24 protein-coding genes and 2 pseudogenes are annotated in these 26,530 nt (G+C 52.7%); 13 read left to right on the forward strand and 13 right to left on the reverse strand.

Annotation, left to right across the window (positions count from 1 at the left end; translation table 11 throughout):
• Positions 1 to 447 precede the first annotated feature (447 nt).
• From ACYZT3_RS21365 to ACYZT3_RS21380, 4 genes are read right to left on the reverse strand one after another with little or no spacing between them, the layout of a single operon-like run.
• Complete coding sequence (locus ACYZT3_RS21365; RefSeq protein ID WP_462030685.1) at positions 448 to 1,704, reverse strand: NADH:flavin oxidoreductase/NADH oxidase family protein; 1,257 nt, start codon at positions 1,702 to 1,704, stop codon at positions 448 to 450.
• Positions 1,694 to 2,407, reverse strand: a complete 714-nt coding sequence (locus ACYZT3_RS21370) for a winged helix-turn-helix transcriptional regulator (protein ID WP_462030686.1) — start codon at positions 2,405 to 2,407, stop codon at positions 1,694 to 1,696. The genes ACYZT3_RS21365 and ACYZT3_RS21370 overlap by 11 nt, the downstream gene beginning before the upstream one ends.
• Before the next feature lie 20 nt (positions 2,408 to 2,427).
• A complete protein-coding gene (locus ACYZT3_RS21375; protein WP_128608620.1) occupies positions 2,428 to 2,826 on the reverse strand; it encodes a helicase in 399 nt (132 codons plus the stop codon).
• A gap of 35 nt (positions 2,827 to 2,861) precedes the next feature.
• Entirely contained in the window at positions 2,862 to 3,707 is an 846-nt protein-coding gene (locus ACYZT3_RS21380; protein ID WP_462030687.1) for an alpha/beta fold hydrolase, read from the reverse strand.
• 184 nt (positions 3,708 to 3,891) lie between these two features.
• On the opposite strand from ACYZT3_RS21380, the gene ACYZT3_RS21385 reads away from it, so the two are divergent.
• The 4 genes from ACYZT3_RS21385 to ACYZT3_RS21400 all read left to right on the forward strand — a co-directional run bounded on the left by ACYZT3_RS21385 (position 3,892) and on the right by ACYZT3_RS21400 (position 8,696).
• Positions 3,892 to 5,535 (forward strand): GMC oxidoreductase, encoded by a 1,644-nt coding sequence (locus tag ACYZT3_RS21385; RefSeq protein WP_462030688.1) that lies wholly within the window; start codon positions 3,892 to 3,894, stop codon positions 5,533 to 5,535.
• Positions 5,536 to 5,875: 340 nt separating this feature from the next.
• Complete coding sequence (locus ACYZT3_RS21390; RefSeq protein WP_462030689.1) at positions 5,876 to 7,246, forward strand: outer membrane protein transport protein; 1,371 nt, start codon at positions 5,876 to 5,878, stop codon at positions 7,244 to 7,246.
• A gap of 513 nt (positions 7,247 to 7,759) precedes the next feature.
• The gene (locus ACYZT3_RS21395) at positions 7,760 to 8,299 is read left to right on the forward strand and encodes a TetR/AcrR family transcriptional regulator (RefSeq protein WP_462030690.1); all 540 of its coding nucleotides are present in this window, start codon (positions 7,760 to 7,762) and stop codon (positions 8,297 to 8,299) included.
• A 187-nt stretch (positions 8,300 to 8,486) separates the two neighbouring features.
• The gene (locus ACYZT3_RS21400; RefSeq protein WP_447764770.1) at positions 8,487 to 8,696 is read left to right on the forward strand and encodes a hypothetical protein; all 210 of its coding nucleotides are present in this window, start codon (positions 8,487 to 8,489) and stop codon (positions 8,694 to 8,696) included.
• A gap of 260 nt (positions 8,697 to 8,956) precedes the next feature.
• Here the strand turns inward: ACYZT3_RS21400 and map are convergent, their stop codons facing one another.
• The 3 genes from map to ACYZT3_RS21415 all read right to left on the reverse strand — a co-directional run bounded on the left by map (position 8,957) and on the right by ACYZT3_RS21415 (position 10,808).
• Positions 8,957 to 9,751, reverse strand: coding sequence for a type I methionyl aminopeptidase (gene map / locus ACYZT3_RS21405; protein WP_462030691.1), 795 nt, complete (start codon positions 9,749 to 9,751; stop codon positions 8,957 to 8,959).
• Positions 9,751 to 10,017 (reverse strand): ParD-like family protein, encoded by a 267-nt coding sequence (locus ACYZT3_RS21410; protein ID WP_462030692.1) that lies wholly within the window; start codon positions 10,015 to 10,017, stop codon positions 9,751 to 9,753. Before ACYZT3_RS21410 ends, map begins: the two co-directional genes overlap by 1 nt.
• A gap of 191 nt (positions 10,018 to 10,208) precedes the next feature.
• A complete protein-coding gene (locus tag ACYZT3_RS21415) occupies positions 10,209 to 10,808 on the reverse strand; it encodes a TetR/AcrR family transcriptional regulator (protein WP_462030693.1) in 600 nt (199 codons plus the stop codon).
• A 167-nt stretch (positions 10,809 to 10,975) separates the two neighbouring features.
• Here ACYZT3_RS21415 and ACYZT3_RS21420 point away from each other — a divergent pair, with 167 nt between their 5' ends.
• The 4 genes from ACYZT3_RS21420 (at position 10,976) to ACYZT3_RS21435 (ending at position 14,997) form a co-directional block, all read left to right on the forward strand.
• Positions 10,976 to 12,076, forward strand: a complete 1,101-nt coding sequence (locus ACYZT3_RS21420; RefSeq protein WP_462030694.1) for an alkene reductase — start codon at positions 10,976 to 10,978, stop codon at positions 12,074 to 12,076.
• 74 nt (positions 12,077 to 12,150) lie between these two features.
• Positions 12,151 to 12,939 (forward strand): SDR family NAD(P)-dependent oxidoreductase, encoded by a 789-nt coding sequence (locus tag ACYZT3_RS21425; RefSeq protein WP_462030695.1) that lies wholly within the window; start codon positions 12,151 to 12,153, stop codon positions 12,937 to 12,939.
• A 107-nt stretch (positions 12,940 to 13,046) separates the two neighbouring features.
• Complete coding sequence (locus tag ACYZT3_RS21430) at positions 13,047 to 13,913, forward strand: alpha/beta fold hydrolase (RefSeq protein ID WP_462032405.1); 867 nt, start codon at positions 13,047 to 13,049, stop codon at positions 13,911 to 13,913.
• Positions 13,914 to 13,998: 85 nt separating this feature from the next.
• The gene (locus tag ACYZT3_RS21435) at positions 13,999 to 14,997 is read left to right on the forward strand and encodes an NADP-dependent oxidoreductase (RefSeq protein ID WP_462030696.1); all 999 of its coding nucleotides are present in this window, start codon (positions 13,999 to 14,001) and stop codon (positions 14,995 to 14,997) included.
• A gap of 375 nt (positions 14,998 to 15,372) precedes the next feature.
• Here ACYZT3_RS21435 and ACYZT3_RS21440 read toward each other — a convergent pair whose 3' ends face one another.
• From ACYZT3_RS21440 to ACYZT3_RS21455, 4 genes and pseudogenes are all read right to left on the reverse strand, one after another.
• Positions 15,373 to 16,236, reverse strand: a complete 864-nt coding sequence (locus ACYZT3_RS21440; protein WP_462032406.1) for a methyl-accepting chemotaxis protein — start codon at positions 16,234 to 16,236, stop codon at positions 15,373 to 15,375.
• Between the two features lie 21 nt (positions 16,237 to 16,257).
• A pseudogene (locus ACYZT3_RS21445) lies at positions 16,258 to 16,923 on the reverse strand (hypothetical protein); the annotation flags it as partial.
• Between the two features lie 129 nt (positions 16,924 to 17,052).
• Positions 17,053 to 19,137, reverse strand: coding sequence for a 3-hydroxyacyl-CoA dehydrogenase NAD-binding domain-containing protein (locus ACYZT3_RS21450; RefSeq protein ID WP_462030697.1), 2,085 nt, complete (start codon positions 19,135 to 19,137; stop codon positions 17,053 to 17,055).
• Positions 19,138 to 19,213: 76 nt separating this feature from the next.
• Entirely contained in the window at positions 19,214 to 20,365 is a 1,152-nt protein-coding gene (locus tag ACYZT3_RS21455) for an OmpP1/FadL family transporter (protein ID WP_462030698.1), read from the reverse strand.
• Between the two features lie 439 nt (positions 20,366 to 20,804).
• Between ACYZT3_RS21455 and ACYZT3_RS21460 the strand changes: the two genes are divergently transcribed.
• On the forward strand, positions 20,805 to 21,767 hold the full coding sequence (locus ACYZT3_RS21460; protein ID WP_462030699.1) for a helix-turn-helix transcriptional regulator: 963 nt from the start codon (positions 20,805 to 20,807) through the stop codon (positions 21,765 to 21,767).
• Between the two features lie 162 nt (positions 21,768 to 21,929).
• Here the strand turns inward: ACYZT3_RS21460 and ACYZT3_RS21465 are convergent, their stop codons facing one another.
• Complete coding sequence (locus ACYZT3_RS21465; protein WP_462030700.1) at positions 21,930 to 22,781, reverse strand: SDR family oxidoreductase; 852 nt, start codon at positions 22,779 to 22,781, stop codon at positions 21,930 to 21,932.
• An 86-nt stretch (positions 22,782 to 22,867) separates the two neighbouring features.
• On the opposite strand from ACYZT3_RS21465, the gene ACYZT3_RS21470 reads away from it, so the two are divergent.
• Positions 22,868 to 23,284, forward strand: coding sequence for a winged helix-turn-helix transcriptional regulator (locus ACYZT3_RS21470; protein WP_462030701.1), 417 nt, complete (start codon positions 22,868 to 22,870; stop codon positions 23,282 to 23,284).
• On the opposite strand, the pseudogene ACYZT3_RS21475 reads toward ACYZT3_RS21470, so the two are convergent.
• A pseudogene (locus ACYZT3_RS21475) lies at positions 23,232 to 23,671 on the reverse strand (IS66 family transposase); the annotation flags it as partial. The gene ACYZT3_RS21470 and the pseudogene ACYZT3_RS21475 overlap by 53 nt on opposite strands.
• Positions 23,672 to 24,006: 335 nt before the next feature.
• Here ACYZT3_RS21475 and ACYZT3_RS21480 point away from each other — a divergent pair.
• The 3 genes from ACYZT3_RS21480 (at position 24,007) to ACYZT3_RS21490 (ending at position 26,505) form a co-directional block, all read left to right on the forward strand.
• Positions 24,007 to 24,459, forward strand: a complete 453-nt coding sequence (locus tag ACYZT3_RS21480) for a hypothetical protein (RefSeq protein ID WP_462030702.1) — start codon at positions 24,007 to 24,009, stop codon at positions 24,457 to 24,459.
• A gap of 20 nt (positions 24,460 to 24,479) precedes the next feature.
• Positions 24,480 to 25,487 carry a DODA-type extradiol aromatic ring-opening family dioxygenase gene (locus ACYZT3_RS21485; RefSeq protein ID WP_462030703.1) on the forward strand — a complete coding sequence of 336 codons (1,008 nt, stop codon included), beginning with the start codon at positions 24,480 to 24,482 and terminating at the stop codon, positions 25,485 to 25,487.
• 91 nt (positions 25,488 to 25,578) lie between these two features.
• Positions 25,579 to 26,505 carry a 3,5-dioxohexanoate:acetyl-CoA acetone transferase gene (locus ACYZT3_RS21490; protein WP_223507752.1) on the forward strand — a complete coding sequence of 309 codons (927 nt, stop codon included), beginning with the start codon at positions 25,579 to 25,581 and terminating at the stop codon, positions 26,503 to 26,505.
• Positions 26,506 to 26,530: the final 25 nt, after the last annotated feature.

The raw sequence follows: 26,530 nt of genomic DNA on the forward strand, positions 1-26,530 counted from the left end.
ACCAGATGGAAGCGTTCACGCCCCAGAGCGCGCATCAGTGCCAGTTAGTATGCAGCCACCGCCCGAAGCCGTAGTGGGAAAGATCCGCTTGCATCGAAGGCTTACCCGACCCCGCCATAGCCGGCCAGGTCAGCACACACTACGCTACAGCCGCGCGCGACCATTGCTGGTGCGATTGCTTCTAGATCGCTAGCGGCTGGGGGAACCCGTGGAGCATCAGGACGGCATCGCCATCCTCCGCTGTAAAGCATACGATCTCAGTGCGGCTGCATCGTGAAAGCCTTTTAACATGGACCCTAAACTCCACAATGCCCCAGGGCCTTTGTTGGCATTGAGTCTATCGGCGAGACAAAGGACGACCCGAGTAAGAGGTCAACGCCAGTGCTGCAATAAAGCGGCCGACTGGTGCTGGGGGCAGCGTCTCGGGACTCGCAGCTTATGCCGGTTTCAGGAACGGGCCCGCAAGCGGCGAGTGCGGAATGCCCCCCACCCGCTGCCGAACGCAGCTTTAAGGAACGCCCAGAATCCACTTTCGTTGGGGCGAGGTTCGCCACCTTTGGCAATGCGTTTGAGTTGTCCGGTGTACCAGAGGATTTCCATAATCCCCATGCGATCCACGGCCTTGATGCCGGTATTGATGGGGCGCACCTGTTGATTGCTGTCGCTCCCCTTCAGCAATGCCGCTGGGGCATCCGGATCGATGGCCAACAGTCGTGCCAGACCGACCACATCTAGCGATCCGGAGCGCAGTGCCTCGTTCATCCCTGCCGCAGTGCGAAAACCGCCTGTGACCATCAAGGGCACTTGCACGTTAGCTCGAACCTTCGCGGCGAACTCTAAGAAGTAGGCTTCGCGTGCTACGGTAGAGCCTTTTTTCGGCTCATGCATCGCACCACTCATGGCTGGAGCCTCGTAGGTGCCGCCGGATATCTCGATTAGATCAATACCAGCGTCGATCAGCGCGCGGATAGTTTCCATCGACTCCTCTTCAGTGAAGCCTCCGCGCTGGAAGTCAGCGGAGTTGAGTTTAATCCCCACCGGGAAGTCCGCTCCGACTTGACGTCGAATTTCGGTGTAGACGGCCAGCACAAAACGGCGACGCTTCTCCGGTGTGCCACCCCATTCGTCTTCGCGCCGATTGTGATGGGGTGAGAGGAACTGATTGATTAGGTAGCCGTGTGCTCCGTGGATTTCCACGCCACTGAAACCAGCTTTTTTGCAGATGGCGGCACTGCGCCCGAAACGCTCGATGATGTCTTGGATCTCGGCAACAGTGGCTTCACGTGGGGTTTCGAAAAAGGCAGCCATATCCTCTCGGAACGGAACAGCCGATGGAGCAAGGTTGCTGGCGTTCAGCCCCTTTGTCGATTGTTTGCCAGGGTGGTTGAGTTGCACCCAGATCGCCGCCCCCTGGTCGGTAGCAACCTTCGCCCACTGTCGCAGTACCGGCAGATCTTTCTCGTCCTCAATTACGACATTGCCCGGTTCGCCAAGGGCGCGACGGTCAATCATCACATTCCCCGTAATGATAAGTCCCAGACCGGAAGCTGCCCAGCGACGGTACAGTTCGACCAGCCCTAGGGTGGGACGGTTATCGTAAGTGCCCAGCGTCTCGCTCATCGATGCCTTGGCCAGTCGATTGCGCAGCACGCTTCCGTTGGGCAGTTGCAGGGATTGGTTCAGCAGGTTTGTTTCAGCTTTCATCTGGTGTTCCCACAAGGCTGGAATGAGGAAGAGCAGCAAGCAATGTGTCCGGTAAGTTTTCCGGATTGAATTCGAGCACTTGAAACAGTTGCTCGAAGGTTTCGAGCTGTGTGTGCGGTAGATGAGCCCGACCTTCGCGCAACGCGTCTGCCGGCGAAATTTGTCGTAGGGCCAGCGCCATGAAGGTATTCAGATCGCAGTGGATGACCACATCGGCCGCTGGGGCATAACCTGAGCGCGCGAGTATCTCGCTGTCATCCACGCGTACGTGAAAGACTTCCTCGCCCACGTGAAACTCGAATGTGGCGCGTAATCCAGTCCTTGCATCGGAGCGGCCGATGCCCGTGAGGCTGAGGGCTATGAGTTCAGCGCGTGCAGTCGCGGGATCGATGCGTTCGTCCACTGGCAAGCTCAGCCCCCAGAGTCCTAGCGCGAGCAGTGGTTTACGCAACTGCTCCCCCAATTCCGTTAATTCGTAGGCGGAAATTGGCGCTGTAGCAGGCTTGGCGATTCCGTTGTCTACCAGCACCTTCAGGCGTGCGGACAACCGGTTAGTCCCCATGGCCGGCAATACCGCCAACAGTTCTTTGAACCGCTTTGGGCCCAATAGCAGTTCGCGGAGCACCAATAGCGTCCAGCGTTCGCCTAGCACATCGAGGCTTCTGGCAATCGGACAAAGCTGCCCATAGGTCTTGTTTAGCATTTTGTCAGGCGCCATCGTCGTTAAAACGCAGTGCGGTCATAGGGAGCGACCACTGTGGGTGGCTGCAGGTAAGCAGTCAGCCCCTGGAAAAACATTACCTTGAGAAAATCACCGCTGATAACCAACTCCTCGTTACCCAGCCCCCTAAGGAACGCTGCCTGGCTGTCCTTGGCCGAGAGAATTGCAAAACCCTTATCGGCGTCTTTAAATTTCAAAGTGAAGCGCGGATTGTCGGCCAGGCCGGCAACAGAGCGGATGGCGCCGTTTCGTATGACGAAATAGCGGCCAATACCAGCATCGGTACGGATCTGGAACACCAAATCCTCGCCTTCGATGTAGCGGGCGCAATTGGGATTTATCCTGACCTGCCGTTTCAGCAGTTGGGTGAACATCCACAATAGAAATTTGAACTTGAGCATGGTGACAACCTTGAGTCGGTGGATCGGGTTTGACGTTATTCGCTGAGAAACCTGGCGGCGTGATAGAGAAATCGCTCCGGGTACTGGAACTGCGCGCCGTGCCCGGCATCCGGATAAATAAATAACTGCGCGTTCGGCAGATTGCGCGCCATGTAGAACGAGTTGATGGTCGGAATCATTACGTCGTTCACGCCATTTAGGATAAACGTCGGTTGCTTGATTTGACGTAAGTAGGCAAACGGATCGCCTTCGGACACCCTCGGCAGATACAGCATGTTTGCCTCGATCTGCGCTGATGCAACTTCCTGCGAAGTAGGCGGATCCTGATCCTCGCGCTGATGCCGGCGCTCCCAGAATTCGCTTGCAGCTCGCTTTGCCACCTCGGAACGGCCAAAAAACAGGTACTCAAAGTCTTCGTAGGTCGGAACTGGACGCGGCGCGGTCGTCAGTACCTTAGGTTCCATGTCCGGGTTGCCTCCACGCGGGCCTGTACCCAATAGCATCAGCTTACGAATAAGTGCGGGATGTCGCCATGTCAGATCCAACGCCTGGAAGCCGCCAAGTGAGAAGCCCAATACATCGATTTTCTCCAGGCCCAAGACACGTACGAAGGCGGCGGCATCATCAGCCATGTCTTCAATGCGACGACGTGGCTGCCCGGAGGACGAGGCCACGCCACGACCATTAAAGAGGATCACTTCCCGGCCTTGGGCCAAGCCGTCGGTCATCAACGGATCCCAGTGATCCATGCCACCGCGAAAATGCTGAAGCATCAGCAGCGGCGGCTGTTCGGTGGCCGTATTTCCCCACCTGCGGTAGGCGAAGCGGTCGCCATCGATCTCGCTGAAGCGGGTTTGGGCAGTCTGATGCGTATCGGTCATGTCTTTCCTCACGAGCGGTTTCGGATTCTGAGGCTGGAGCAATTCTAGCCTGTGACCGCCGGCATTTACTATACAAAAAATATAGCATTAATGAAATACAAATCGTATAGTGAATTCGTGACTGGGCCTTGCTCTGCTTTTGCAGGCCACGGCCTCTCCAAAAAAATAAAAATGGGAGCGTAACGTGGAACTGGCTTTCGACTTTGACTTCATCGTCATAGGCTCGGGCTTCGGCGGGAGCGTTTCGGCGCACCGGCTGACGGAAAAGGGCTACCGTGTTGGCGTGATGGAAATGGGGCGCCGTTGGCGTGCCGAGGACTTTCCGAAAAGCAACTGGGATCTGCGTAGATGGATGTGGATGCCTGCTCTGAAAATGTTCGGCTTCTACAGCATGCGGATGTTTCGACACGTGGTCGTCGCAAGCGGCAATGCGGTCGGCGGAGGCTCCATCACTTACGCCAACGCACTGCTGAGGCCTTCGGATAAGGTTTGGGACGAGGGCTCATGGGCAGGTCTGGCAGATTGGAAGAGCATCATGCCAAGGCACTATGCAGAGGCCGAGAGAATGCTGGGAGTGACTGAGAGCAAAATCCTGGGAGAAGCGGATTTGCGTCTTAAAAAGATGGCGGAGCTAAATGGCGTCGCCCACACCTTTCACGCACCCAATGTTGGTACCTTCTTCGCTCCAGAGGGCGAGGTCGGGGGCAAAACCTATCCCGATCCGTACTTCGGCGGTGAAGGCCCTGAGCGAGGCAGTTGCGTGGGCTGCGGCGGCTGCATGATGGGCTGCCGGCACAATGCCAAGAACACACTCGACAAGAACTACCTGTTTTTGGCTGAGAAGAACGGAGCTCAAGTCTTTGCGGAAACTCAAGTCGTAGACGTCCGACCGTTGAATGGCAAGGTGGACGGTAGCGATGGCTACGAGATCCACACGCAATGTTCGACTTCCTGGTTCCGCAAGAATAAGCGGGTCTTCCGCGCCCGAGGCGTGGTGTTCGCGGCATCCTCGTTAGGGACGATGGAGTTGCTGTTCCGGCTCAGGGAGAAAGGCTCTCTGCCTCGTATCAGTCAGGATCTGGGTAAACGGATACGCACCAATGCCGAGTCACTTATCGGCGTCCGCTTCCCTTCCACAGATAAAAGTATGTCGCCAGGCTTGGCGGGCGGGGCCAGTATCTACTTGGACGAGCACACTCATATAGGTGTCGTACGCTATCCGGAAGGGTCAGATGCCATAGGGCTGATGATGACGCTGATGAGCGGTGGTCGCCCTGGGTGGAGACGAATTGGTACTTGGATACTGACATTACTCAAGCACCCGATGCAGGCCCTACGGGTACACAACCCCAAAGGCTTTGCACGGGAAAACATGTTGTTGCTTGTGATGCAAACGGTCGATGCTCATATCAATATGCGTCTTAAACGTCGCTGGTACTGGCCGTTAGGAAGCCGTCTAGTGACAGAAGGCGGCCCAATTCCTACGTTCATCCCGGAAGCGAATGTCTTCGTCGAGAAGGGTGCCAAGGCACTAGGTGGTATAGCGACCACCTTCCTCAGCGAAATCCTGTTCAACATTCCAACAACCGCGCATTGCATGGGCGGTTGCGCCATGGCGGAATCCGATGGCCATGGTGTCATGGACGCGCAAAATAGAGTGTTTGGATATCGCAACCTGTTGATCTGCGACGGATCAATGCTCAGTGCCAACCTTGGCGTGAACCCAAGTCTGACGATCACTGCACTAGCGGAACACGCTATGTCGCACATACCAGTGAAAGGGAAATCTCAAGTCGAAACTCGGATTGCGATGACCCAGTTGGAATAACGGGTTGCTTTACGGGCGAACGCGCCTCGGTAACAAGAACAGAACCGTTGCGCCACGTGAATACGGCGACCAAGACTCGATAAACGTCTCGAATTGCAGAGGCCGATTAGCGACTGCGTTTGCGCTGGTTTTGCTAGGGGTATAACTATCCATGTCCAAAAGTCATACAGGACGACGCGAATTATGCCTTCTACAGAACCATCTAAAGAAGCCGTAAGAGAACTTTAAATCGATAAAAAACCACATTAATACAGAACCAGATTGGTCATATTAAAGAACAGCCATCCTTAGCGGGAAACGGCACCATCGCCTAAACTTAAAAACAAAAATGGGTCATCCAATGAATACAAAAAAAACTGCTGAACCATCAGCTGGCGTGACACCTCATCCCTGCCCTGGCGTCCAATTAAAACTTAAAATAAACTCACACCTGACCCCGCGCAGTTCAATATTATTCGGGGCGACTCTGATACTAACACTAGGGACTCCATCTGCTTCATGGGCCAATGGACTTGCGCTCAACGAACAAAGCGCTAGTGCTGCGGGGACTGCTTATGCTGGCCGCTCCTCGTCAGCAATAGACGCAAGCACCGTTTATGGTAACCCAGCGGGTTTAAGTAAAATCAAAAAAATAGAGGCAAGTGGCGGACTGGCATTAATTGACGCAAAAGTTAACATAAGCGATGCAAGAAGTACTGCCCCAGGTACCACTGACGGCAATTCCGTACCTCTTACAGCTATTCCTTTTGGATACTTCTCCTCGCCAATCGACGATCGCTTTACCGCTGGCATTGGTCTGTATGCGTCATACGGCCTCGTTAATGATTATGAGAGTTCCTTCCAAGGTCGCTACCATGGCTCCTACAGCAAGGTTCAGGTTAAAACATTGCACCCTGCTGTCTCTTACCGCTTGAACGATCAAGTAGCTATTGGCATTGGCACCACATTCAACCGTATTGAGAACAACATGCAGTCCTATCTAGCTACAGGCGCCTTGAATGATGGAAAGGATACACAGCTTACTGTAACAGGCAATGACACTGCCATTGGCTATAACTTTGGCCTGATGGTTGATATGAACGAATCAACCACATGGGGATTAACTTATCACTCAAAACTTGACTTCCATGTTGATGGCCACACTAAAATAAGCGACAGTCCCGGCGCACTTGGCCTCGATGGAAAATACAACAACAAGATGGATGTAACCCTACCAGAGTCAGTGGATACATCGTTCACCCATCGCTTTGATGAGCGCTGGACTGGTTACGCAGGTGCTATTTGGACTCGGTGGAGTCGAATCCAGAGGATTGAAGCAATTAATAGTGGGTTACCCTCCCTAGGCCAACAGTTAGGATTCGGTTCAGTTGGAGACGACTTTAAACTTCATAATACTGTGTCGACGGCTATTGGCGTTTCGTACCAACTCTCTTCGCAGTGGCTACTTCGCAGTGGCTTGGCTCTTGATCCTTCGCCGGCCCGCAACTCCGACCGAAACGTGCGACTTCCAGTAGGAAACCGAAAAGCCTTGGCTTTTGGTGCCGCTTACTCACCCAACTCTGATCTGACTACCGATATAGCCTATACCTATCTTTGGGAGTCAACCACATCTGTTAATCAAGCCGATACAAATGGTTTACAACCCGGATTTAGTGCTAAATACAACAATAGCGCACACATTATAGCAGCACAGCTAACACATCGGTTTTGACGTATCTTTGACGTGGTTTCTTGAATGATGCCATCGTCGTTCTTGCTGACTAATGGCATTGCGCGTTTTTTCTAAAGAAACATGGATCGCCCCAGTACTTAAGCCGCTGAGATATCTCCGACTAGAAAAATCCTGATGATGCAATGCCAACTCTTCGATTTGAACCCCGAAATCTTCAGAAACAGAAGGAACCCATACCGACATGAGGTAAACAACTTAAAAATAGGCATATCTGAGTCAGTACTAAAAGCGATCGTCTCAATAGCCGAGGCACCAAAGTCACCGCTGTCGACGACACTAGGAAAATCCTGATTCGACACTCAGGTTATAACATTGTCTCGGCACACCATCTTTTCAATAGTAGGTTTTCAATCTGCCGATAATGGCAAGGAGCCCCATAAACTCGACTAGAGCATAAAATGATAGCAATAACACCACACGGCAAGTGTTTTGATTTCAGTCACCCTTGTCCCAACTCAGCTAATTAATAAGATAATCAAATGAGGTCTCAAAATGAGTACCAGCAAAGCACAGGCACGGAAAAATCGGGTACGCGTTGTTGAATCAGCTTCAGTGCTGTTCCGCGAGCGCGGCTATGACGGTATCGGGGTTAAGGAATTGATGGCGGGGGTCGGACTCACTCATGGAGGGTTTTACAACCAATTCAGCTCAAAGTCGACACTGATGATCGAAGCTACGTCGTTCGCTCTTTCCCAAATGACTGCTGACTCCAATGCGAGTGACTTCATCAATTACTACGTTTCCCGTGCACACCGTGATTCAGTCGGCCAAGGGTGCGCGATCGCTGCGCTCGGTGGCGATGCTGCTCGTCAACATAGAGAAATCAAGTCCGTATTTGAGACTGGCATAGAGAAGCTAATATCAGGCTTGAGTTTCGGGCTATCCGCTGACGAGCAAAAGAAAGCCCGTGCCAAGGCAGTTTCATTGTTGGCACAAGCGGTCGGAGCCATTGTACTGTCACGGGCTTGCCCAGATGATGCGCTACTAGCCGACGAAATCCTGGACAGCTGTAAGCTGTCGCTCGCCATTTAGTTAGCGCCCAGAAGCATGTGTTTCGCCCGCAAGAGCCCTAATTGTTGGCGTCGGTTGAACACTGACCTATGCGGATCTGCCCGGATACCTGTTTTCTATTAGGGAAGCGGATTTCTCAGGCGCCAGGTGGCTTGAATCGGAATAGCACCCGCCTGCTACGCTGTCCTCTTTTCATGGAGGAAACGCGATGTCGAATGCTGACTTACTACCTTCCCTGCTCTTCAAGATCAATCAGAACCAGCTAGCCCTCGAAGCCGCAATTATGGAACTTACCCTTTGGGTCGAGCAGCGCGGCTCGGGTGAGGTTGGAGGCAATGTGCGCGGCGCGCTGGCAACGATCAGCAAGAACGAAGAGTTTATCAACATGACGCTAGCGGTGCTCATGACGCCTGAGTGAGCAGGTCTCGAGGTCGGTAGGCTACGTGCGGCCAAGGACTCAAGAGCTAGGCACTCAATACAAGACCAAACCTATTACGCATTCCACATTTGCCGCCAGGTTTAGAAACGAAGCAAAGGTTCATCACTTCACATCTGAGCAGTGGGAACCCCGAGCCATTGCATACGTAAGCGGGATCGAGTATGAGGCGTAGGAGGATCGAAATCCTATTTGGCGTATCAGACAAGAGCTTGGGTTCAACGGTCAATGCAAAAGATTAGCTACTGAACGATGTCGGGATATTCTTCGGTGCTATCGGGCCAAGGCGTCAAAATCTTAAAGCCATCGTCAGTAACTGCCACCATATGCTCCCACTGAGCAGACAGGGATTGATCCTTGGTGACCACTGTCCAGCCGTCGGCCAGGGTTTTCACATGACGTTTACCCACGTTCAGCATGGGCTCGATGGTGAAAATCATCCCAGCTTCCAGTTTCCGGCCCTGGCCCGGATAACCGTAATGAAGGATCTGCGGCTCATCGTGGTAGATCTTGCCGATACCGTGACCGCAGTATTCGCGTACCACACTGAATCCGTCCTTTTCTGCGACCGTCTGAATGGCATGACCAATGTCGCCCAGCCTAGCTCCGGGGCGCACGACTCGAATGCCGGCGCACATGGCTTCATAAGTCGTCTTGACCAGGCGTCGAGCTTGCACGCTGGGCTCGCCAACAAAGTACATACGACTGGTGTCGCCATACCAACCATCCTTGATCACCGCAATGTCGATATTTAGAATATCGCCATCCTTCAGAGCAGTAGCCGAAGGGATGCCATGGCAAACGACCTGGTTGACCGATGTACACACGGTTTTCGGGAAGCCGTGATAGCCGACATTGCCCGGAATGGCCTTTTGAACGCTGATGATGTAATCGTGACAAAGCCGATCCAGTTCGTCGGTGGTGACCCCCGCTTTCACATGGGGAGTAACCATCGCCAGCACCTCGGCAGCCAGAGTACCGGCAATAAGTGACTGGGCAATTTCTGCCTGGGTATTAATAGGGACATTCGTTTTCATTATTGATTCGGCGTGGATGTGGCATGAGCCTGGGCGCTTTGCGGAGTGTCCGCGAGTACACAGAGCTGTTTCAAATCGAGGCCTCCAGCCAATTCCGCACGAATCATCATCCGGCAGATGTCGCTCTGATCCAGGTTAGGATGCAGCTCCGCAAGCATCCCGATTCGCATCCAGTGCTCGGCCTGAGCATTGATCGAGCGACTTAGCGCAGCGCTGGCGACACGCAAATGCTCATGCATGTCTTCTGAAATTTTTACGATGCCCATCGGCCTGCCTGATATGAAATGCATATGAATCGTATACTAGCCAATTCAGATGCGGTACCGCAATCGGACATGAGAAATGGGTCGATAGCGGCCAGTAACTATCAGCAGCCAAAGCCAGAAGCAGACCTTCGGATGTCTACGAAAGTAGGGGCGATTTAGAAGGAGCCAGCGCCTTAACTAAAAGAGTTCATCTATATGTTCCCCTGCGACTCACTGACTGGCGACAACGGCAACGACGCAATTATCTCAGCGTGGCAAACCTCGAGTATTTCATCAGCCAGAGAAGAATCATCTGGACAGGCGCGCGACAACATTACCGCACCGATTGCATGCGCCAGTATGTCGATCATTTTTGCCCTTACCCCTTCCTGCGGCGCGTCTTGCCTGGCCTTGTACTTTTCCTCGAGCGCTGCCAGCGTGCTTTCTACCCCGCTGGCAAAGGTGGCCTTCAACTCATCTGATTGACGCGCAGCGTCACCACAAAGGGCCGCCATGGTGCAACCGCTGCCCCTGCCGTCTCGGTGATCCCTCGACACATACAAATCGACGAATTCAGCAACGTCGAGACCTTCGGAACTGGTCAGCGAATGCGAAAGACTGTTCGCTGCCGCTTCAGCCATCAAATCAGCCTTGGAGCCGAAGTGCTTGTAGAAGCCGCCTTGCGTAAATCCGGCTGCTGCCATGAGTTCAGCCACCCCCACGCCATCGTAGCCACGCTCGCGAAACAGCTCTGAAGCCGTCTCAACGATGTGAGCTCTATTGGCGAGTGATTGCGCCTTGGTGATCTTCATTTCCTGCGCCTCTGCATCTCAAAGCAATGCCCTCATCATACTCTGATGTCGCTCATAATCAAAAGCATTGACAGTTATGAGTATGGTCGACATCATAAATATGCCAACGCGAATCTTCCCAGGCACGGCGCATGTCGCCTTCATTAATCAACGAGTATGGAAACGATATGAACGATAAGACGTTATTTGAGCCGCACACGCTCGGCTCGCTGACACTTTCCAACAGAATCGTGATGGCTCCGCTGACGCGTAACCGTGCGGGAGAAGGCTTCGTCCCGAGCGAGTTCGCTGCAACCTATTACAGCCAGAGAGCCTCTACAGGCCTGTTGATCTCCGAAGCCTCGCAGATCTCGCAGCAGGGACAGGGCTACCAGGATACGCCCGGTATCTACACACAGGCGCAGATTGATGGCTGGCGCAAGGTCACCGATGCCGTCCACGCAAAAGGCGGACGAATTTTCCTGCAACTGTGGCATGTCGGGCGTGTGTCGCACGTTGACCTGCAGGAGAACGGTGCCGCTCCCGTAGCACCCTCCGCTCTGCGTCCCGCGACCAAGGTGTTCGTCAACAATAGCTTCGTGGACGTTTCAGAGCCGCGAGCGCTTGATATCAGCGAGCTTCCCGGGATCGTCAATGATTTTCGCCAGGCGGCGGCAAATGCCATCGCTGCGGGATTCGATGGCGTAGAGATCCATGGCGCGAACGGCTATTTGCTGGATCAGTTCGTCAAGGACGGTGCCAACATCCGCACCGATGCCTACGGTGGCTCGATTGAAAATCGCGCTCGCCTACTGCTGGAAGTGACGGCGGCGGTAGTAGCCGAGGTCGGTGCAGAACGCACAGGCATCCGTATATCGCCAGTTTCGCCAGCCAATGGTGTCTCCAGCAGCGAACCGCAGGCCCAGTTTGACTACATTGTCGACCAACTCGATGCCTTGGGCATTGTGTACCTCCATGTGGTCGAAGGCGCGACTGGCGGGCCGCGCGATATTGCGCCCTTCGACTTTGGTTCTTTGCGCCAACGCTTCAAAAATACTTACATCGCGAACAATGGCTACGACGTGAAGTTGGCCACCTCTCAACTCAACGATGACAAGGCTGACCTGATCGCCTTTGGACGTCCCTTCATAGGTAACCCGGACTTGGTGGAGCGCCTTAAAACCGCTGCCTCTTTGTCGGCATTCGATCCTGCGACCCTGTATGGCGGCGGTGCAGAAGGCTACATCGACTACCCAACCCTTGCTGAATCCAATACCCGGCGCGGCTAAAAATCACGTCTGCGCATGTCCTCCGGACACCACGCATGACTCGCCTATCGATATCCGAAACTGAGGATCAATTCATGAGCATCCCTACCACCGTTCTCATTACCGGCGCCTCCACTGGCATCGGCGCTACCTACGCCGAGCGCTTTGCACAGCGCGGGCACGACCTCGTACTGGTTGCCCGCGACAAAGGGCGGCTGGATGCTCTTGCAGCCCGGCTGCGTGAGAAACACAACATCACCATTGATGTTCTCCAGGCTGACCTGACCCAAATCAGCGATTTGACCACGGTCGAGGCTCGCCTGCGCGACGACGCCAGTATTGGCATCCTGGTGAACAATGCAGGCGCCGCACAATCCGGTAGCTTTATCGAACAATCCACCGACAGCGTTGCTCAGTTGGTTACGCTCAACACTACGGCGCTGGTACGGCTTGCCAGCGCCATCGCCCCACGCCTGGCACAAGCCGGAAACGGCGCGATTATCAACATAGGCTCGGTTGTTGGCCTGGCACCTGAGTTCGGGATGACGGTCTACGGCGCGACCAAGGCGTTTGTACTGTTTCTTTCTCAAGGTATGAGCCTGGAGCTGTCGCCCAAAGGCGTCTATGTGCAAGCCGTTCTGCCGGCAGCCACTCGCACCGAAATCTGGGAGCGAGCGGGCATCGACATCAATACCCTCAGTGACGTCATGGAAGTGGGTGATCTGGTCGATGCCGCGCTGGCCGGTTTCGATCGTCGCGAGCCAGTGACCATCCCACCCTTGCAGGACGCCGCCCGTTGGGATGCCTTGCAGGCTGCACGCCAGGGCTTGCTGTCGCAGATCAGGCAATCCGATGTCGCCGAGCGCTATCAAGCCAAGGCGTAATCATCGTGCAGCAGGCGCTGGTGCGCAGCACTCGATGTAAAAGCGCCTGTAATACACCGTCTCACTTGCAGCTTTCCCATCCGCATCAGGGGCACGGAGCAAACATGATGACTCCAGACACAAAACCTCATCCCGGATCCCGTTCGCAGTCCGTGAAGGCAGCGAATCAATGGATCAGTGTTGAAGGAACAGCGTTCGCTTACCGTGACGTAGGCCCCAAGGGTGAGTTGCCGCTAGTTCTGCTGAATCATTGGGGCGCAGTGCTGGACAACTTCGACCCAAGGGTCATCGATGGGCTCGCAAGCACTCGGCGCATCATTGCCACTGACTACCGGGGAATCGGCGCATCAGGTGGATCCGCCCCCGCGACGGTCAGTGAAATGGCAAACGATGCCATCGGTGTGATACGTGCGCTGGGTTTCGAAAAGGTCGACTTGCTCGGTTTTTCACTCGGAGGATTCGTGGCACAGGATATTGCTCTGAAAGCCCCCGATCTGGTGCGCAGACTTATTCTGACCGGCACCGGGCCTGCTGGCGGCACAGGTATCGACAGGGTCTGGTCAGTGGCCTGGCCATTGATGATCAAAGGCTTGCTGACCTTGCGCGATCCAAAGTTCTACCTGTTCTTCACCTCTACGGCCAATGGTCGGCGAGCTGCGAGGGATTTTTTAAAGCGTCTGAAGGAGCGCAAGAAAGATCGAGACAAAAGCCCGACGCCAACAGCTTTTTTGCAGCAGTTGAAAGCCATCCACGCGTGGGGCAGACACCCCCCACAAAACCTCAGTCGAATACAGATACCGACGCTGATCGCGAACGGTGACAACGACATCATGGTACCCACCGTGAACTCAACCGAGCTGGCGAGCCGGATCCCGAATTCGCAACTGATCATTTATGAAGACGCAGGGCATGGCGGGATTTTCCAGCATCACGCTGACTTCGTGGTAAAGGCAACGGCATTTCTGGATGCCTGACGACGTTTTCCGCTCGTTGCAACGGGGTACGCAACGTTATGCGCATCCTGCCATCCCCATTTGAAACTGTGAGAGCTGAATCATCATGAAGGCGTTTTTTATCGACCGTTACGGCAAGAACAATGGACGTATTGGCGAGGTGCCCGAGCCTGAAGTGGGTATCCACGACGTTCTGGTTCAAGTGCATGCCACCAGCGTCAACGTACTGGATTCGAAAATCAGTAAAGGCGAATTCAAACTGATCTTGCCGTATTCATTTCCCTTGGTATTGGGTAATGACTTGGCCGGCGTCGTGGTACGTGTGGGCTCTGGTGTGCGGCAATTCAAGCCAGGTGACGAAGTCTATGCGCGCCCTCCCGAGGAGCGTATGGGTACCTTCGCCGAGCTTATCGCGGTGAAGGAAAATGCCCTCGCACTGAAACCCGAAAATATCAGCATGGAAGAAGCCGCCTCCCTCCCTTTGGTCGCTCTGACGGCCTGGCAGGTGCTGGTGGAAACAGCCAGATTGAAGAAAGGGCAGAAGGTCTTTATCCACGCCGGTTCTGGTGGCGTCGGTACCATCGCTATCCAGCTTGCCAAACATTTGGGCGCCTTCGTTGCGACAACCACCAGCACAAAGAATGTTGAATGGGTTAAAGCGCTGGGAGCGGACGTCGTCATCGACTACAAGAAGCAAAACTTCGAAAGCATTTTGCAGGACTACGATGTCGTATTGAACAGCTTGGGCGCGGATGAACTGGAAAAGTCGCTCAACATTCTGAAGCCTGGTGGCCAGCTCATCTCCATCTCGGGGCCGCCGACGCCGCAATTCGCTGAAGAGCAAAAACTGTTCTGGGGATTGGGTTTGGTGATGCGTCTGTTGAGCAGCGGCATCCGCAGAAAAGCGCGCAAAAAGGATGTCAGCTATGCGTTCGTTTTCATGCGCGCGAGCGGTGCTCAACTGGGTGAAATTACTGTTCTCGTCGAGTCCGGCATTATCAAACCGGTGATTGACCAAACCTTCCCTTTCGAGTCAACAGCTGAAGCATTGAGCTATGTCGAACGAGGAAGAGCGAAAGGTAAGGTAATCATTAAGCTCATATGACCCCAACCGTCACTCAATAATTAGAATTCCGGACGACGGTGCATATCTTTTGCAATTAGAAGTACGCGAGCCGGTGCGGAAAAATAGAGTAATGACTGTCGAGAATTGGATGACACGTAAATCTGTGCTGCCCCCTCCACCAGGTCAAGGTCAGACGGCTAGCGTCGACTTACTAATGGACAACTTGAATAGCCTGCCGGACGAGACACCTTTCTTAGCCAGGCATGGGGATGAATTATCAGACCAGCCCTGTTTGAACCCTGCTTCATCGCAAGAAAAAATCGGGTTGCAATCCAAGCTCGCTCTGCCAGCGCCTCCAACAATCGTCTGGCGTAGATTGATGTTGGAGCAATAGCGAAAAGAAACTGAAACTTCCTAAAGCCGAAAGCGACTTACGGACGCCTTCAAGTCTTTTCCCAGTCCCGCCAAATCTCGAATCGATTTGGTATTTCGGGCTGCCGTTGTTGCAGACGCATCCGCCAATGACCTGACGTGCTTGATACTTTGGTTTATTTCGCCGACAGCTGCGCCCTGCTGCTCCGCAGCCGCAGCAATTTGCTGATTCATCGCCTGGATTTCCGCAACAGACTGGCCGAATTCTAACAAGAGAGTCCTGACATCCTTCGCCTTTGTTACGATTTCACGAGTACGGTCGTTCCCCCGTAGAACCAGTGAAGACGCCGCTGAGCTACCTTGCTGGAGAGCGTCCACCAGACCTTCGATTTCTGTGGTCGATTGCTGCGTCCGCATTGCCAAAGCCCTGACTTCATCCGCAACCACTGCGAAACCCCGGCCTTGCTCTCCCGCTCGTGCGGCTTCAATGGCCGCATTTAGCGCCAATAGGTTGGTCTGCGTTGCGATAGAGTTGATGACGTCTACGATCTGACCGATCTTAGCTCCGTCCAGGCGCAGCCTTTCCATTGCTAAGCCAAGCTCATCCATTTCCTCCCCTAGATGTTCAATCTGGGCCACGGTATCGCGAACGACGGCTTCCCCGTTTCGCGCCTTCGCGTCGGAGTTTGCGGCTGAAGTCGCGGCGATTTCCGTATTGCGCGCAATTTCTTGAACGGTGAACACCAACTGATTTATCGCTACGGCGACCTGCTCAACCTGTGCTCGCTGTTGATCAATATTAATCTGGGCCTCACTGCCATCCTCAAGTAGCTCCTCTGAGGCGTTACTCAATTGTGTTGCGCTTTCACCTATGCGACCAACCAGATCTCGAAGGCCCGAGCACATAGAGTGCGTTGCGCGCTGTAGCTGGCCGATCTCATCGCGACGGTTTGAAGGAGCAATCTCCCGCAAATCTCCCGCTGTAATGCTTTCAGCAACGGATACCGTAACTTTGATTGGAGGGACAAGCTGGCGTGATATGACGATGACGGCGAAGGCGCTACCTATCATTGCCAGAACGGAGGCGGATATCAAAAACCAGTAAATGCCATATACAGTGCTCTGCTGATCCGCATAAATTTGTGCCGCTGCGCCAGAGAGTATTAATCCAGCATTCTTTATAGATTCCGCTAAAGCTTCGGCAGCGGACTGGCGACCACTTGGATTAGAGGCCGAGTCAGACCTGAGGGTATTTAGAGTCTCCTGGATGCCACCGAGCTCAGCGTCAATTTCTGGCAGCGCTTTCCCAGTTGATAAGGCTGTATCGGAGTATCTGGGTGCCTTGGACTGAGGCCGCTCCGGGGACAATACTGCCGTCGCATTGACGCTAATCTCGGGAAACTGTTGGCGAAACCTGACGGTTAGAACTTCGAGCTTTCTTTCGAGCCCTACCACCTCCCAGTTCTGATGAATCAATGAGGAGAGCTTATAGGTTCCTACAAAACCAGAAATAGTCACCCCAAGTCCAATAATTATGGCAATTGAGAAACCCAACGCCAGCTTATACTGAACCCTCATGTTTTCTATAAGCATACGTAAACCAAGCACGGCAGCCCCCTATAAAGCGGGCAAAAAAAACCCACTTAGAACATTAAAAGCTTTAGTTTTTTAAAAGCTATTGTATACAGCTTCTGATGAGCTGCACTCTTAAAGGAAAGTTGACTATCCGTGATCTCTAAGCACACTCAATGAGGAGTCTACTTGATACAGAGGCCCCAAACTTCTTAATGACAAGGCAGTCTTTATAAAAACCTCAGTACCGACTGATTTTATATAACCGAGCGGCCCGCCCCGAAATCGTGGAAACCCTAGACCCATCACGGCTGCAAGATCTGCATCTTCGGCACTGAGAATCGTATTATCAGCAAGGCAACGAGCAGCTTCTAAACACATGGGAATCATCAGCCGATCTATTATTTCTTGATCTGATACCTCATGTTCTGCAATCGTCCCACTGGCATAAACTTCAGCTTTAAGCGATGGGAGTTTTTGATTAGCATCGAGAAAACCGACAGTATAGTTATAAAATCCTGAGCCACTTTTCTTACCAAGGAGGCCCGCGCTCAATAACTTTTCTGCAATCACTGGAGCCTGATGACGCATCCGCTCAGGGAAGGCATCCTGCAAGACGGTGTCTGCATGTACCAAAATATCCAAACCGATGACATCAGCTAACGCTGCCGGCCCCATGGGCCAACCGAAGCGCTCCATAACACGATCTATTCGATAAAAGCCAACACCAGCATTTAGCAACAGATTGAAGGCATTAAAGTAAGGAAACAAAATTCGATTTACATAAAACCCTGCTCCGTCATTAACGACAATGGGCGACTTTCCAATAGCGGCAACAAACGCTACCGCTCGGGAGATTGTTTCGTCGGATGTCTTTTCACCCCGCACAACTTCGACCAGCGACATAGCCGGGACGGGATTGAAAAAGTGAATACCGCAAAAATTTTCAGGACGAGAAAGATTTTGGGCTAACGTGTTTATAGAAATTGTTGAGGTGTTAGATGAGAGTATGGCCCCTTTAGGAAGTTTTCCCTCCAGCGCAGACAACACAGCGCTTTTTATCTCGACTTTCTCCGCCACAGCTTCAATCACAACTTGGCATCGCGAAATCTGAGCATCTTCTAGCGTCGAGGTAATTTTAGCCAAAGCAGTTTCAGCTTCGAACGCCGTCAATTTACCGCGTTTGGTTTGTTTAGACAGGTACGTCTCGATGGTGTCTATACCTAGATCCAATGCCTTTTGTGCGATGTCCTTCAACACGACCTTGAGACCGTTCGTCGCCATTTGATAAGCGATACCTCCGCCCATAACTCCTGCGCCCACTACACCTCCCACATCCACTTTGGGCCATGCAGTGACGCAACGCGCAGATCGCTTCTTCATCGCCTGTTCTGCGATGAACAAACTCACAAGGTTTCGAGCCTCAGGGAGTTTCGAAAGCTTTGCAAACAGTTTTCGCTCAGCTCGTAGAGCTTCATCGAAGGGTTCGGAGGCGTTTGATAGGACTAAGCGATAAATTTCCACTGGTGCCTGGAAGGCCTGATCGTGAATCTCAGGGTGTCCGTCGGTGTTTTTGAATGAATAGGATTGGATGGGAGCTCGTTTCAACTCCCTTCTACCCTCCCAAAGGGAACGTGACCGAGCTCTGGACTTCAAAAGGGCCATGGACTCACTCAGAAGATCTTCACTCTTAACCGCCAAGTCAGCCAAACAAATGGAAACTGCAGCGTCAGAGTCAATGGTCTTACCTCCGGCTACATAGTTCAGAGCGGCGTCCAGGCCAATTAAGCGGGAAAGACGAACCGAACCTCCCCATCCAGGACAGAGGCCAAGCGTCACTTCCGGCAACCCCAGGCGCGAACCATTTGTGATAACCCTATAATCTGCACTGAGCGCAAACTCCAACCCACCACCCAGCGCAAAACGCTCTATAGCAACGACAGAAGGGAAAGGTAACGTCTCTATCCTGTTGCATAGCTTCTGACAATGGGCAGCCCATTGCTCAACGCTTTTCTCGCTCCCGGAAAAGATGGTTGGAAAACCTTTTATATCTGCACCAGCGATGAAACTATTTTTTCCACTGGTGATGACCACCCCTCTTATCTCTCGGGTCTGTTCTAGTATATCCAACGCCTCGGCCCATTCGCGTATGGCTTGCTCGTTTAGGATATTAACTGGGCCTGACATATCCAAGCGCCACTCAATAAACCCTTCAGGCAGCCGAAAGAGGCTCATGGTAATTCCAGAGTACATTTAATATCCCTCAAACTGATAACATCTATAATCGACTTAAAGATTTTTAGCGTACAGATTAGAACTTCCAACCGTACCCGACAGTCACGAAGCCCATATTGGTATGTATTTTTGTGCCTTCGCTCACACCGCTACCATTAGAGCTCGTGCTGAGGTCGTACTCATAACCAAGCGTCAACTCCCCGTTGCTTTTGAAGCTACGAGTCACACCAAACGTTGCAGCTTTAGGATTTATACCAACTAACAACGTGTTTTGCAGTGTGTAATCTGACGGGAATTGTTTACGGGTAGTGCTATAGCCTGCTCGAACTGTCCACTCCGGCGAGAGTTCATACGCTGCGCCGAGTCTGAAAATATCCTGTGAGCGCCATCCGAATAGCTGATGGTAACCATCACTGTTCTGCCAAGAGATATGTTGCCAGTCCAGTGCAACAGTCAAGGAATCAGTTGGTTTTACTGCCAGGCCCAATGCATATTGCTCTGGTATATCAATCGAACCATCCACTGTGGAGAGCAGATCATCCTCATACCCGTTATAGCTGCTCATTTTTATCTTGCTCGCGTACATCGCACCTACGGAAAGCCATGGATTGGCTTTCCAAAGAGCACCTGCACGCCAACCTACCCCATAGGAATACTCAGCGCCATGCGCTGGATTACTTGCACTCCCATCTGGCAAAGGAATTCCTTGTATCTCAAGTCGTTGGGCGGCCAATGCAAGAGAAAACCCGAGGGAAAGTTGGTCGGTAACCTTATAAGCAATGGTCGGAAGTCCTATCGCTTGGATAAATGCTCCTTTGGCCCGATCAACGTTTGGATTAGGAATAAGCGCGTCATCATAGCGAAACAGTACTCCGCTGGCCGCCGTGGAGAAACCCAATGAAAGCCTGTCATTGACCTGAAAGTTCACCCCGAATTCTGGAATCGGCGCATAACGCTTGCCGCTATGCTTGTTCTCGCTGTTCAGAAACTCGGTTTCCGTGTCGACGTACAGAATTTGGAAATCGCCATCAATTCGACTGCCCACTTCAGCCATGCCAGCAGGGTTGTTAGCCGCAGCAATGGAATCTTGGGGGAATGCAACGCTAGCACCCGCCATGCCCGCTGCTTTGGCCCCGTAGCCGGTAAGCTGCGTTCCGTTAGCTGCGAAGCAAATATTTGGGATTTGAGACGAAAGGACAACACCTGCGAGGACGAGGATTTTGTTCACTACTTATTCTCTTTATTTTTATTGATAGAAGCGTGTAGATCAAGGCTGCAATCAGGTCGACTAGAGCCCCTTAGAGACGAGGCTCTTTTGTCGATCCAGATGAGGCACCAAGCGCTGCTGATCTGTGGCCAGACTGCCAGATTGCGCACGCTGACGCGCGCACCAAGGTGACCTAGGAATAGGATTCCAGGGACATGTCCATCTTGAAAACGCCAGATGTTGTCCGCCGTGTAGTCCTGAGATAGAGTGAATTGGCGCGTGATCCCTGCGGCGGAACATTTCTGCGTTACGTCATTGTCCGAATCGCACTCCGGGGCTACTAGGTCTGATGCGCGTCCTAATCAGGTCAGATCTAAAATAAGAATAGAGGCTCCTGAAATGCTAGGACAAATGCTCTCTGCGAGCGATTTCGCAGCATACGCCGCGAGGGAGGCCAGTCATGGTCATCAACCCAAGTGAAGCTCGAGATAGACGGTGGTCTACATCCGATGCGCAAGACTTGGCGCCTCTGAATGCGTTCAAAGCAGTTGTTTCGGCAGAGATTGCCGAGATGACCGTGGAAAGCAGATTGCAGGACTCATTTCGCGCCTCCTGGACGCGGTATGGCTTGGGGCCGATAGACCTCAATTTTTTAGAGTGCGACGCACAGAAAACCTCTCGCTCAACAGAAATGGCAAAGCGGGATCAGCGGCCCTTTTTTGAACTGCTTTATGCGAGAAAAGGTCGTATCCAAGTCTCTCATTGTGACGAGATTTCAGAGATTCCTTCCGGTGCATTCGTCCTTCTCTCGGATCAAAAACCGTACTCTTTGGACTTCCCAGACGGCAGCGTTTGCCTGACCGCACATATGCCAGAGGATTGGTTAAGACAATGGGTACCAGACCCTAATCGTCTCGTAGGAAAGCCGCTGGGTCTAGGAGTGCCATGGTCGCTTCCATTACAAGGATTATTGACTGCATTTGCCGATGCTGGAGTGGAAACCGCGCCATTGCCTCGTTTCGTGCTTGCTGACCAATTCGGCGCAATGTGTGCCCTAGTCGCAAACGTCAAATTGCCTGAAAAGCACAATTCTGAACTTGCTACCCGCATCAAAAGCTTCATCTTGGAATACTATCCAAACCCTAACCTAACCCCGGCTATCATCGCGGAACATCTCGGGATCAGCACACGTCACCTCCATCGAGTGTTGGCGAGCTTCAATGAAAGCTATAGCGGTTTACTACTTGAGACACGATTGACCAAAGCCGCCCAATTGCTAGCTACCCCCTCACAGGCCATCGTATCCATCAGCGATATTGCTTGGTCGGTCGGTTTCGTCGACCAGAGTCATTTTGCTCGTCTTTTCAAATCAGCTTTTAACACCACCCCTTCTCAATACCGCTCTTCTCTTCGTCAGGCGTAAAGAAGGCGGCCTCACGTCCTCGCTCTTCTACGCGCTCGGTATAAGCGGATGGTTAACACACCCTCTGAGTTTGGTGACGGGACGATCTAGTCGGCTTTGGTCAACAGCATCGCCCCGAAGCGATGGTCGGCTCGCTGGAAGAAGCAGTTGACCGCCGCAGTCCTATTGAACGGTATCGGTTAAGGAATCCAGGATTGGCGTAGAAGGTCGCCCGATCAGACCGCTTAATACCCCACTTTCATCGAATAGCGCTCCTTGCGCCGCCACTGCATCCGAGTCGGCAAGCAGAGCCGCCAAGCCAGCCGGCAAGCCAACGCTGATCAAAACTGCTTCAAACTCAGCCTGTGGCAGGTTTTGATAAATCACAGGCTTACCAGCCTTCTGGCTAATCATCGAAGCCAGATCGGATAAGGTATAACTGCTGTTACCTGCCAGTTCGTAGACCTTGCCAGCCTGCCCTTCAGTGGTCAGAACCACCGCAGCAGCTTGGGCGTAGTCGGCGCGCGGTGCAGAACTGATTAGACCGTTGGCCGCGCTGCCGAGCAGGGCGCCATTTTCCACAGCTGTAGGTACACTTGCCAGGTAGTTTTCGCTGTACCAGCCATTGCGAAGCAATACGTGCGGTACACCAGACGCTCTCAAGGCTTCTTCAGTGTCGCGGTGGTCAGCAGCCAAGCCCAAGGTAGAAATATCAGCGTGCAGGACACTGGTGTAGGCAATGAGAGTGATCCCTGCGGCCTTGGCGGCATCAATCACGACGCGGTGTTGGGTAGTTCGGATTCCCGCTTCGTTTGAAGAAATCAAAAGCAATTTATCGACGCCTTTCAGAGCGTCAGTAAACGTCTCTGGTTCGTTGTAGTCAGCCCTGCGTAGGGTCACACCCAATTCGACCAGGTCTTGGGCCTTGCTCAGGTCTCTGACCAAGGCAATTACTTGGTCGGCTGGACTGCGCTCAAGCAGGTATCGGATAACAAGACGGCCCAATTGGCCAGAGGCTCCGGTGATTGCGATCATGACAAATACCTTGATTGGAAAAAGAAGAGTGGTCACCCTAGCCGGGCAGCTAACTTTTCGTAAGTACGCACCAAAAGGTAAGCGTGATGAGCACAGCCACTGAAGTTTCTAACCCGTTTTCAGCAGCCGTTCGACGTGGCGACGTATTGAGCGCTGATTGCCCATCCCGTGAGGTACTCAAGCACATGACTAGCCGTTGGGGCGTGCTAGTTCTGGTAATGCTTTTGGGCGGGATGCACCGCTTCAGCGAGCTGCGACGCAAGATAGGTGGAGTGAGCGAAAAGATGCTTTCGCAGACCCTACAGGGGCTTGAGTTTGATGGACTTATCGACCGCAAATCATTACCCGTAGTACCGCCTCATGTGGAATATAGTCTGACCCCATTGGGTCAAGAGGCAGCGCAGCACCTTGAAGTTATGGTTGATTGGATCGAAGAAAACCTTCCGAAAATCATGTCTCGTCGTCGTGAGGTTGGACACTTTGCGCCGAGGAACCCTGGTTGATACCCGACTTCCCTTTATGAGGCAGCAGTGGGCAATGTCACTTGCCCACTGGTCGGCAGTCGATGCAAAGCGTGCTTTACGCAAGCAGACGGATCGTTCCCGTTCATGCGCAAAGACTTGAACAGGCTAGTCATCGCCGTCGCCCGTTTACCACTGCGAAGCGATCCGACAAACAATAAGTTCAAGCGCCCACGCGCCGAAGGTCTGATCTGGTTTTCCACCTGATGTTGTCAATGGCCACAGCTCCATCGTCCAAATAGCGTATCAGCGCTACCCAACGTCTAGGCTGAAAGTCATGGCTTTCGCCGTCGCCGATCCATTGGCAAGATCCTACTCGGCCAATACCCAGTCCTGCAGCGTTGCGATTATGGGAGCAGCCCTTTCCTCTCATATTCGCCCGCGAACCAAGTCTTGAAGTTGGTCGTTATCGAGTTCGATCTTCGATCACTGCCGGATGACTTCCACAGACATTACCTATTCGCTCCATGTCCCCTGGTGCAACCTACCCTAGACCGAGCTCCCCTTTCCCTTTGCTAGGAGAGCTTTGTAGTGCTCGACGTCTTCGTCTCTAGGCTCCTAATCGAATGTCCCTTTCAGGCGCGCAACTCCCGTTGCTATGAGTCAACCTAAGCCCATAACGACGGATGCCCTTTGGGTACCGTAACTACAAGAATAAGCAGAGAGCCAAGGCTCATACTGCGTTAGTCGCTACAGAGGCTGCCATGATCTCTCCTGAGATTTACCACTCTTCGCTTCACCTGAATCAAACCTACTGGGCATGCGCGGATGGAAGCGCAGATAAGGCTGTTCAGTTTTTGTTTATCCCTAATGGTCGGCTCCAACTGGGGGCGCTCGAATTGGTCGGACGAGATCAGATTGAGCGCTTTTTCACAGACCGCGCCTGCGAAAACCAAAAGTCAGCCCGAACAACTCGGCACTTTTCCAGCGGCTTCGCTCCTGAGGTGCTGATCGAGGGACGTCTGCTTGTGAAATCCCTCGTAATGGTTTTCGCCGGTTCTGGATCTTTACCGCTGCCCTCTGATGTCCCTTCGACCATTGCCGATGTGGAAGACGTGATGGTGCTGTCACCAACTGGATTATGGCTGTTTGAAAGCCGATTGATCAGACCAGTCTTCGTCGGCACTTCGGCAGCAAAATTTGCTCAGCGAACTTAATTTCCCCAGGAAGTCCTAACATGTCTAATAACAACAATTCATCTGTAAACAAACCCTCCGAAGGCTTTCTCGCGTGCGTGCCCCATGTGCCACTCACCAAAATCCAAGAGTCTTTGGGGGTCAAGGCGAACGAAGAGTTCTGGTCGAGCTACGAGAAACGCGTCGAGGAATTCAAAGCCTTCGACCCAGAACTGGTAATCATCTTTGGTGGCAACCACATGGACGGCATCCACCTAAAACTGATGCCCCAGTTCGTGGTAATACACGCTGCCGAGGCTTTGGACGACTGCGGTGGATGGCCTGGCCCACTCGACGTTCCTATGGACGTCGCAACAGCGTTGACAGAACACCTTAACGAGCGTGAATTTGACATCACGACCTCATACGCAATGGAGGTCGATCACGGATTTTCTAATCCACTGCACTATTTCATGGGTGAGCTGAACGCCCGTCCTGTTCTTCCTATTCATATCAATACCATCGCAGATCCTCGACCTACCCTGCGACGCTGCCGTTTACTGGGCGAGGAAATTGGACGCTTCGCAAAAACACTCAATAAGCGTATAGCGTTCCTGGGTACCGGTGGGCTTTCGCACCAGACCGACTTTGTGTTTCCTCAGTACCACACAGCCCCTAATTTGGAGGTTCGTGACTACCTCGTGCATGGCGGAGATAAAGGCCCAATTACCCGCGAAAAATGGCGCAATGACGTTGTCGTAGGGATGGACAAACTGAGCCGCGATTTGGTGGAGGGGACTTTCCAAGCCCCTTGGATCAACGAAGAGTGGGACAAAAAATTTCTCTCTACATTGGCTAGTGGCAACCTTGCCGAGTTCGATACCTGGACAGATACCGAAGTTTTAGACGCCGCAGGTTATGGCGGCTCGGAAGTACGCCTTTGGATTGCTGCTGCTGCTGCCGCACAAGCGTGCGATGAGCGTTCCGATTTTAAAGTTGACTTTTACTCAGGCGAAACGACTTTTGCTGTCGGCGCCGGAATTGTGCATAGCGACCCATCGTCTATTTAATCCTGAATCAACTTGGCAGTTCCAAGGCACGTAATTCAGGATTGTGTGTGACCTCAGCTTGGTTGTGACCAAGTTAAACTAGGGGATTAGCATGAAAAACAAAGTTATTATCACGTGTGCTGTAACGGGTTCAATTCACACTCCGTCGATGTCACCGTATCTGCCCGTTACATCGGCTGAAATCGCGACTGCAGCATTGGAAGCTGCTGACGCTGGTGCTGCAATCGTACATTTACATGCTCGTGATCCGTCAGATGGAAGGCCGTCGCAGGACGTAGGTTTGTTTCGCCAGTTCGTACCTGAAATCAAAGAAAAGTCTGATGTGATCATCAACATCACAACAGGCGGCTCACCCACGATGACAGTAGAAGAGCGTCTGCAACCTGCATTACAGCTAAAGCCTGAAATCGCATCCCTCAACATGGGCTCAATGAATTTTGGGCTCTATGAAATGCTAGGGCGCTTCAAGGATTTCAAGCATGACTGGGAGGAACCCTACCTCGCCGGAAGCGATGATCGAGTTTTCAAAAACACATTCAAAGACATTGCCTATATTCTTCAATCCTGCAGCGAGAATCAAACCCGGTTCGAAATCGAATGCTATGACATTGGGCACTTGTATACCGCAGCGCACTTTTTGGAGCGCGGACTGCTGAAACCTCCATTGTTCATTCAGTCCGTATTCGGACTTCGAGGTGGTATCGGTGGCCACGCGGAAGATATCTTGCAAATGCGGCGCACGGCTGATCGCTTGTTTGGAAAAGACTATGTTTGGTCGGTTCTAGGGGCAGGCCGGGGTCAGATGCCTATTGCCGCTATATCTGCATCCATTGGTGGAAACGTCCGTGTCGGCCTAGAAGACTCTCTTTGGGAGTCTCCTGGTCAATTGGCCACATCCAGTGCAGCACAGGTAAAAAGAGTTCGCACCATCATCGAGGCATTATCGCTCGAAGTTGCAACGCCTGAAGAAGCGCGACAAATGCTTCAATTGAAAGGCCGAAATTCAGTCGCGTTCTAGTTTTGAAAACCACATTAAAATAAGA

The sequence above is a fragment of the Pseudomonas sp. MDT1-16 genome, from assembly GCF_054898115.1.

Excerpts from the sequence above, each read along its gene's own strand:
- ACYZT3_RS21420 (WP_462030694.1), top strand. The coding sequence starts at position 10,976 with ATGAACGATAAGACGTTATTTGAGCCGCACACGCTCGGCTCGCTGACA.
- ACYZT3_RS21465 (WP_462030700.1), bottom strand. The coding sequence starts at position 22,781 with ATGATCGCAATCACCGGAGCCTCTGGCCAATTGGGCCGTCTTGTTATC.
- ACYZT3_RS21410 (WP_462030692.1), bottom strand. The coding sequence starts at position 10,017 with ATGGGCATCGTAAAAATTTCAGAAGACATGCATGAGCATTTGCGTGTC.
- ACYZT3_RS21490 (WP_223507752.1), top strand. The coding sequence starts at position 25,579 with ATGAAAAACAAAGTTATTATCACGTGTGCTGTAACGGGTTCAATTCAC.
- ACYZT3_RS21375 (WP_128608620.1), bottom strand. The coding sequence starts at position 2,826 with ATGCTCAAGTTCAAATTTCTATTGTGGATGTTCACCCAACTGCTGAAA.
- ACYZT3_RS21400 (WP_447764770.1), top strand. The coding sequence starts at position 8,487 with ATGTCGAATGCTGACTTACTACCTTCCCTGCTCTTCAAGATCAATCAG.
- ACYZT3_RS21380 (WP_462030687.1), bottom strand. The coding sequence starts at position 3,707 with ATGACCGATACGCATCAGACTGCCCAAACCCGCTTCAGCGAGATCGAT.
- ACYZT3_RS21415 (WP_462030693.1), bottom strand. The coding sequence starts at position 10,808 with ATGAAGATCACCAAGGCGCAATCACTCGCCAATAGAGCTCACATCGTT.
- map (WP_462030691.1), bottom strand. The coding sequence starts at position 9,751 with ATGAAAACGAATGTCCCTATTAATACCCAGGCAGAAATTGCCCAGTCA.
- ACYZT3_RS21430 (WP_462032405.1), top strand. The coding sequence starts at position 13,047 with ATGACTCCAGACACAAAACCTCATCCCGGATCCCGTTCGCAGTCCGTG.
- ACYZT3_RS21425 (WP_462030695.1), top strand. The coding sequence starts at position 12,151 with ATGAGCATCCCTACCACCGTTCTCATTACCGGCGCCTCCACTGGCATC.
- ACYZT3_RS21370 (WP_462030686.1), bottom strand. The coding sequence starts at position 2,407 with ATGCTAAACAAGACCTATGGGCAGCTTTGTCCGATTGCCAGAAGCCTC.
- ACYZT3_RS21440 (WP_462032406.1), bottom strand. The coding sequence starts at position 16,236 with ATGTGCTCGGGCCTTCGAGATCTGGTTGGTCGCATAGGTGAAAGCGCA.
- ACYZT3_RS21365 (WP_462030685.1), bottom strand. The coding sequence starts at position 1,704 with ATGAAAGCTGAAACAAACCTGCTGAACCAATCCCTGCAACTGCCCAAC.
- ACYZT3_RS21450 (WP_462030697.1), bottom strand. The coding sequence starts at position 19,137 with ATGAGCCTCTTTCGGCTGCCTGAAGGGTTTATTGAGTGGCGCTTGGAT.
- ACYZT3_RS21480 (WP_462030702.1), top strand. The coding sequence starts at position 24,007 with ATGATCTCTCCTGAGATTTACCACTCTTCGCTTCACCTGAATCAAACC.
- ACYZT3_RS21435 (WP_462030696.1), top strand. The coding sequence starts at position 13,999 with ATGAAGGCGTTTTTTATCGACCGTTACGGCAAGAACAATGGACGTATT.
- ACYZT3_RS21460 (WP_462030699.1), top strand. The coding sequence starts at position 20,805 with ATGGTCATCAACCCAAGTGAAGCTCGAGATAGACGGTGGTCTACATCC.
- ACYZT3_RS21390 (WP_462030689.1), top strand. The coding sequence starts at position 5,876 with ATGAATACAAAAAAAACTGCTGAACCATCAGCTGGCGTGACACCTCAT.
- ACYZT3_RS21395 (WP_462030690.1), top strand. The coding sequence starts at position 7,760 with ATGAGTACCAGCAAAGCACAGGCACGGAAAAATCGGGTACGCGTTGTT.
- ACYZT3_RS21470 (WP_462030701.1), top strand. The coding sequence starts at position 22,868 with ATGAGCACAGCCACTGAAGTTTCTAACCCGTTTTCAGCAGCCGTTCGA.
- ACYZT3_RS21485 (WP_462030703.1), top strand. The coding sequence starts at position 24,480 with ATGTCTAATAACAACAATTCATCTGTAAACAAACCCTCCGAAGGCTTT.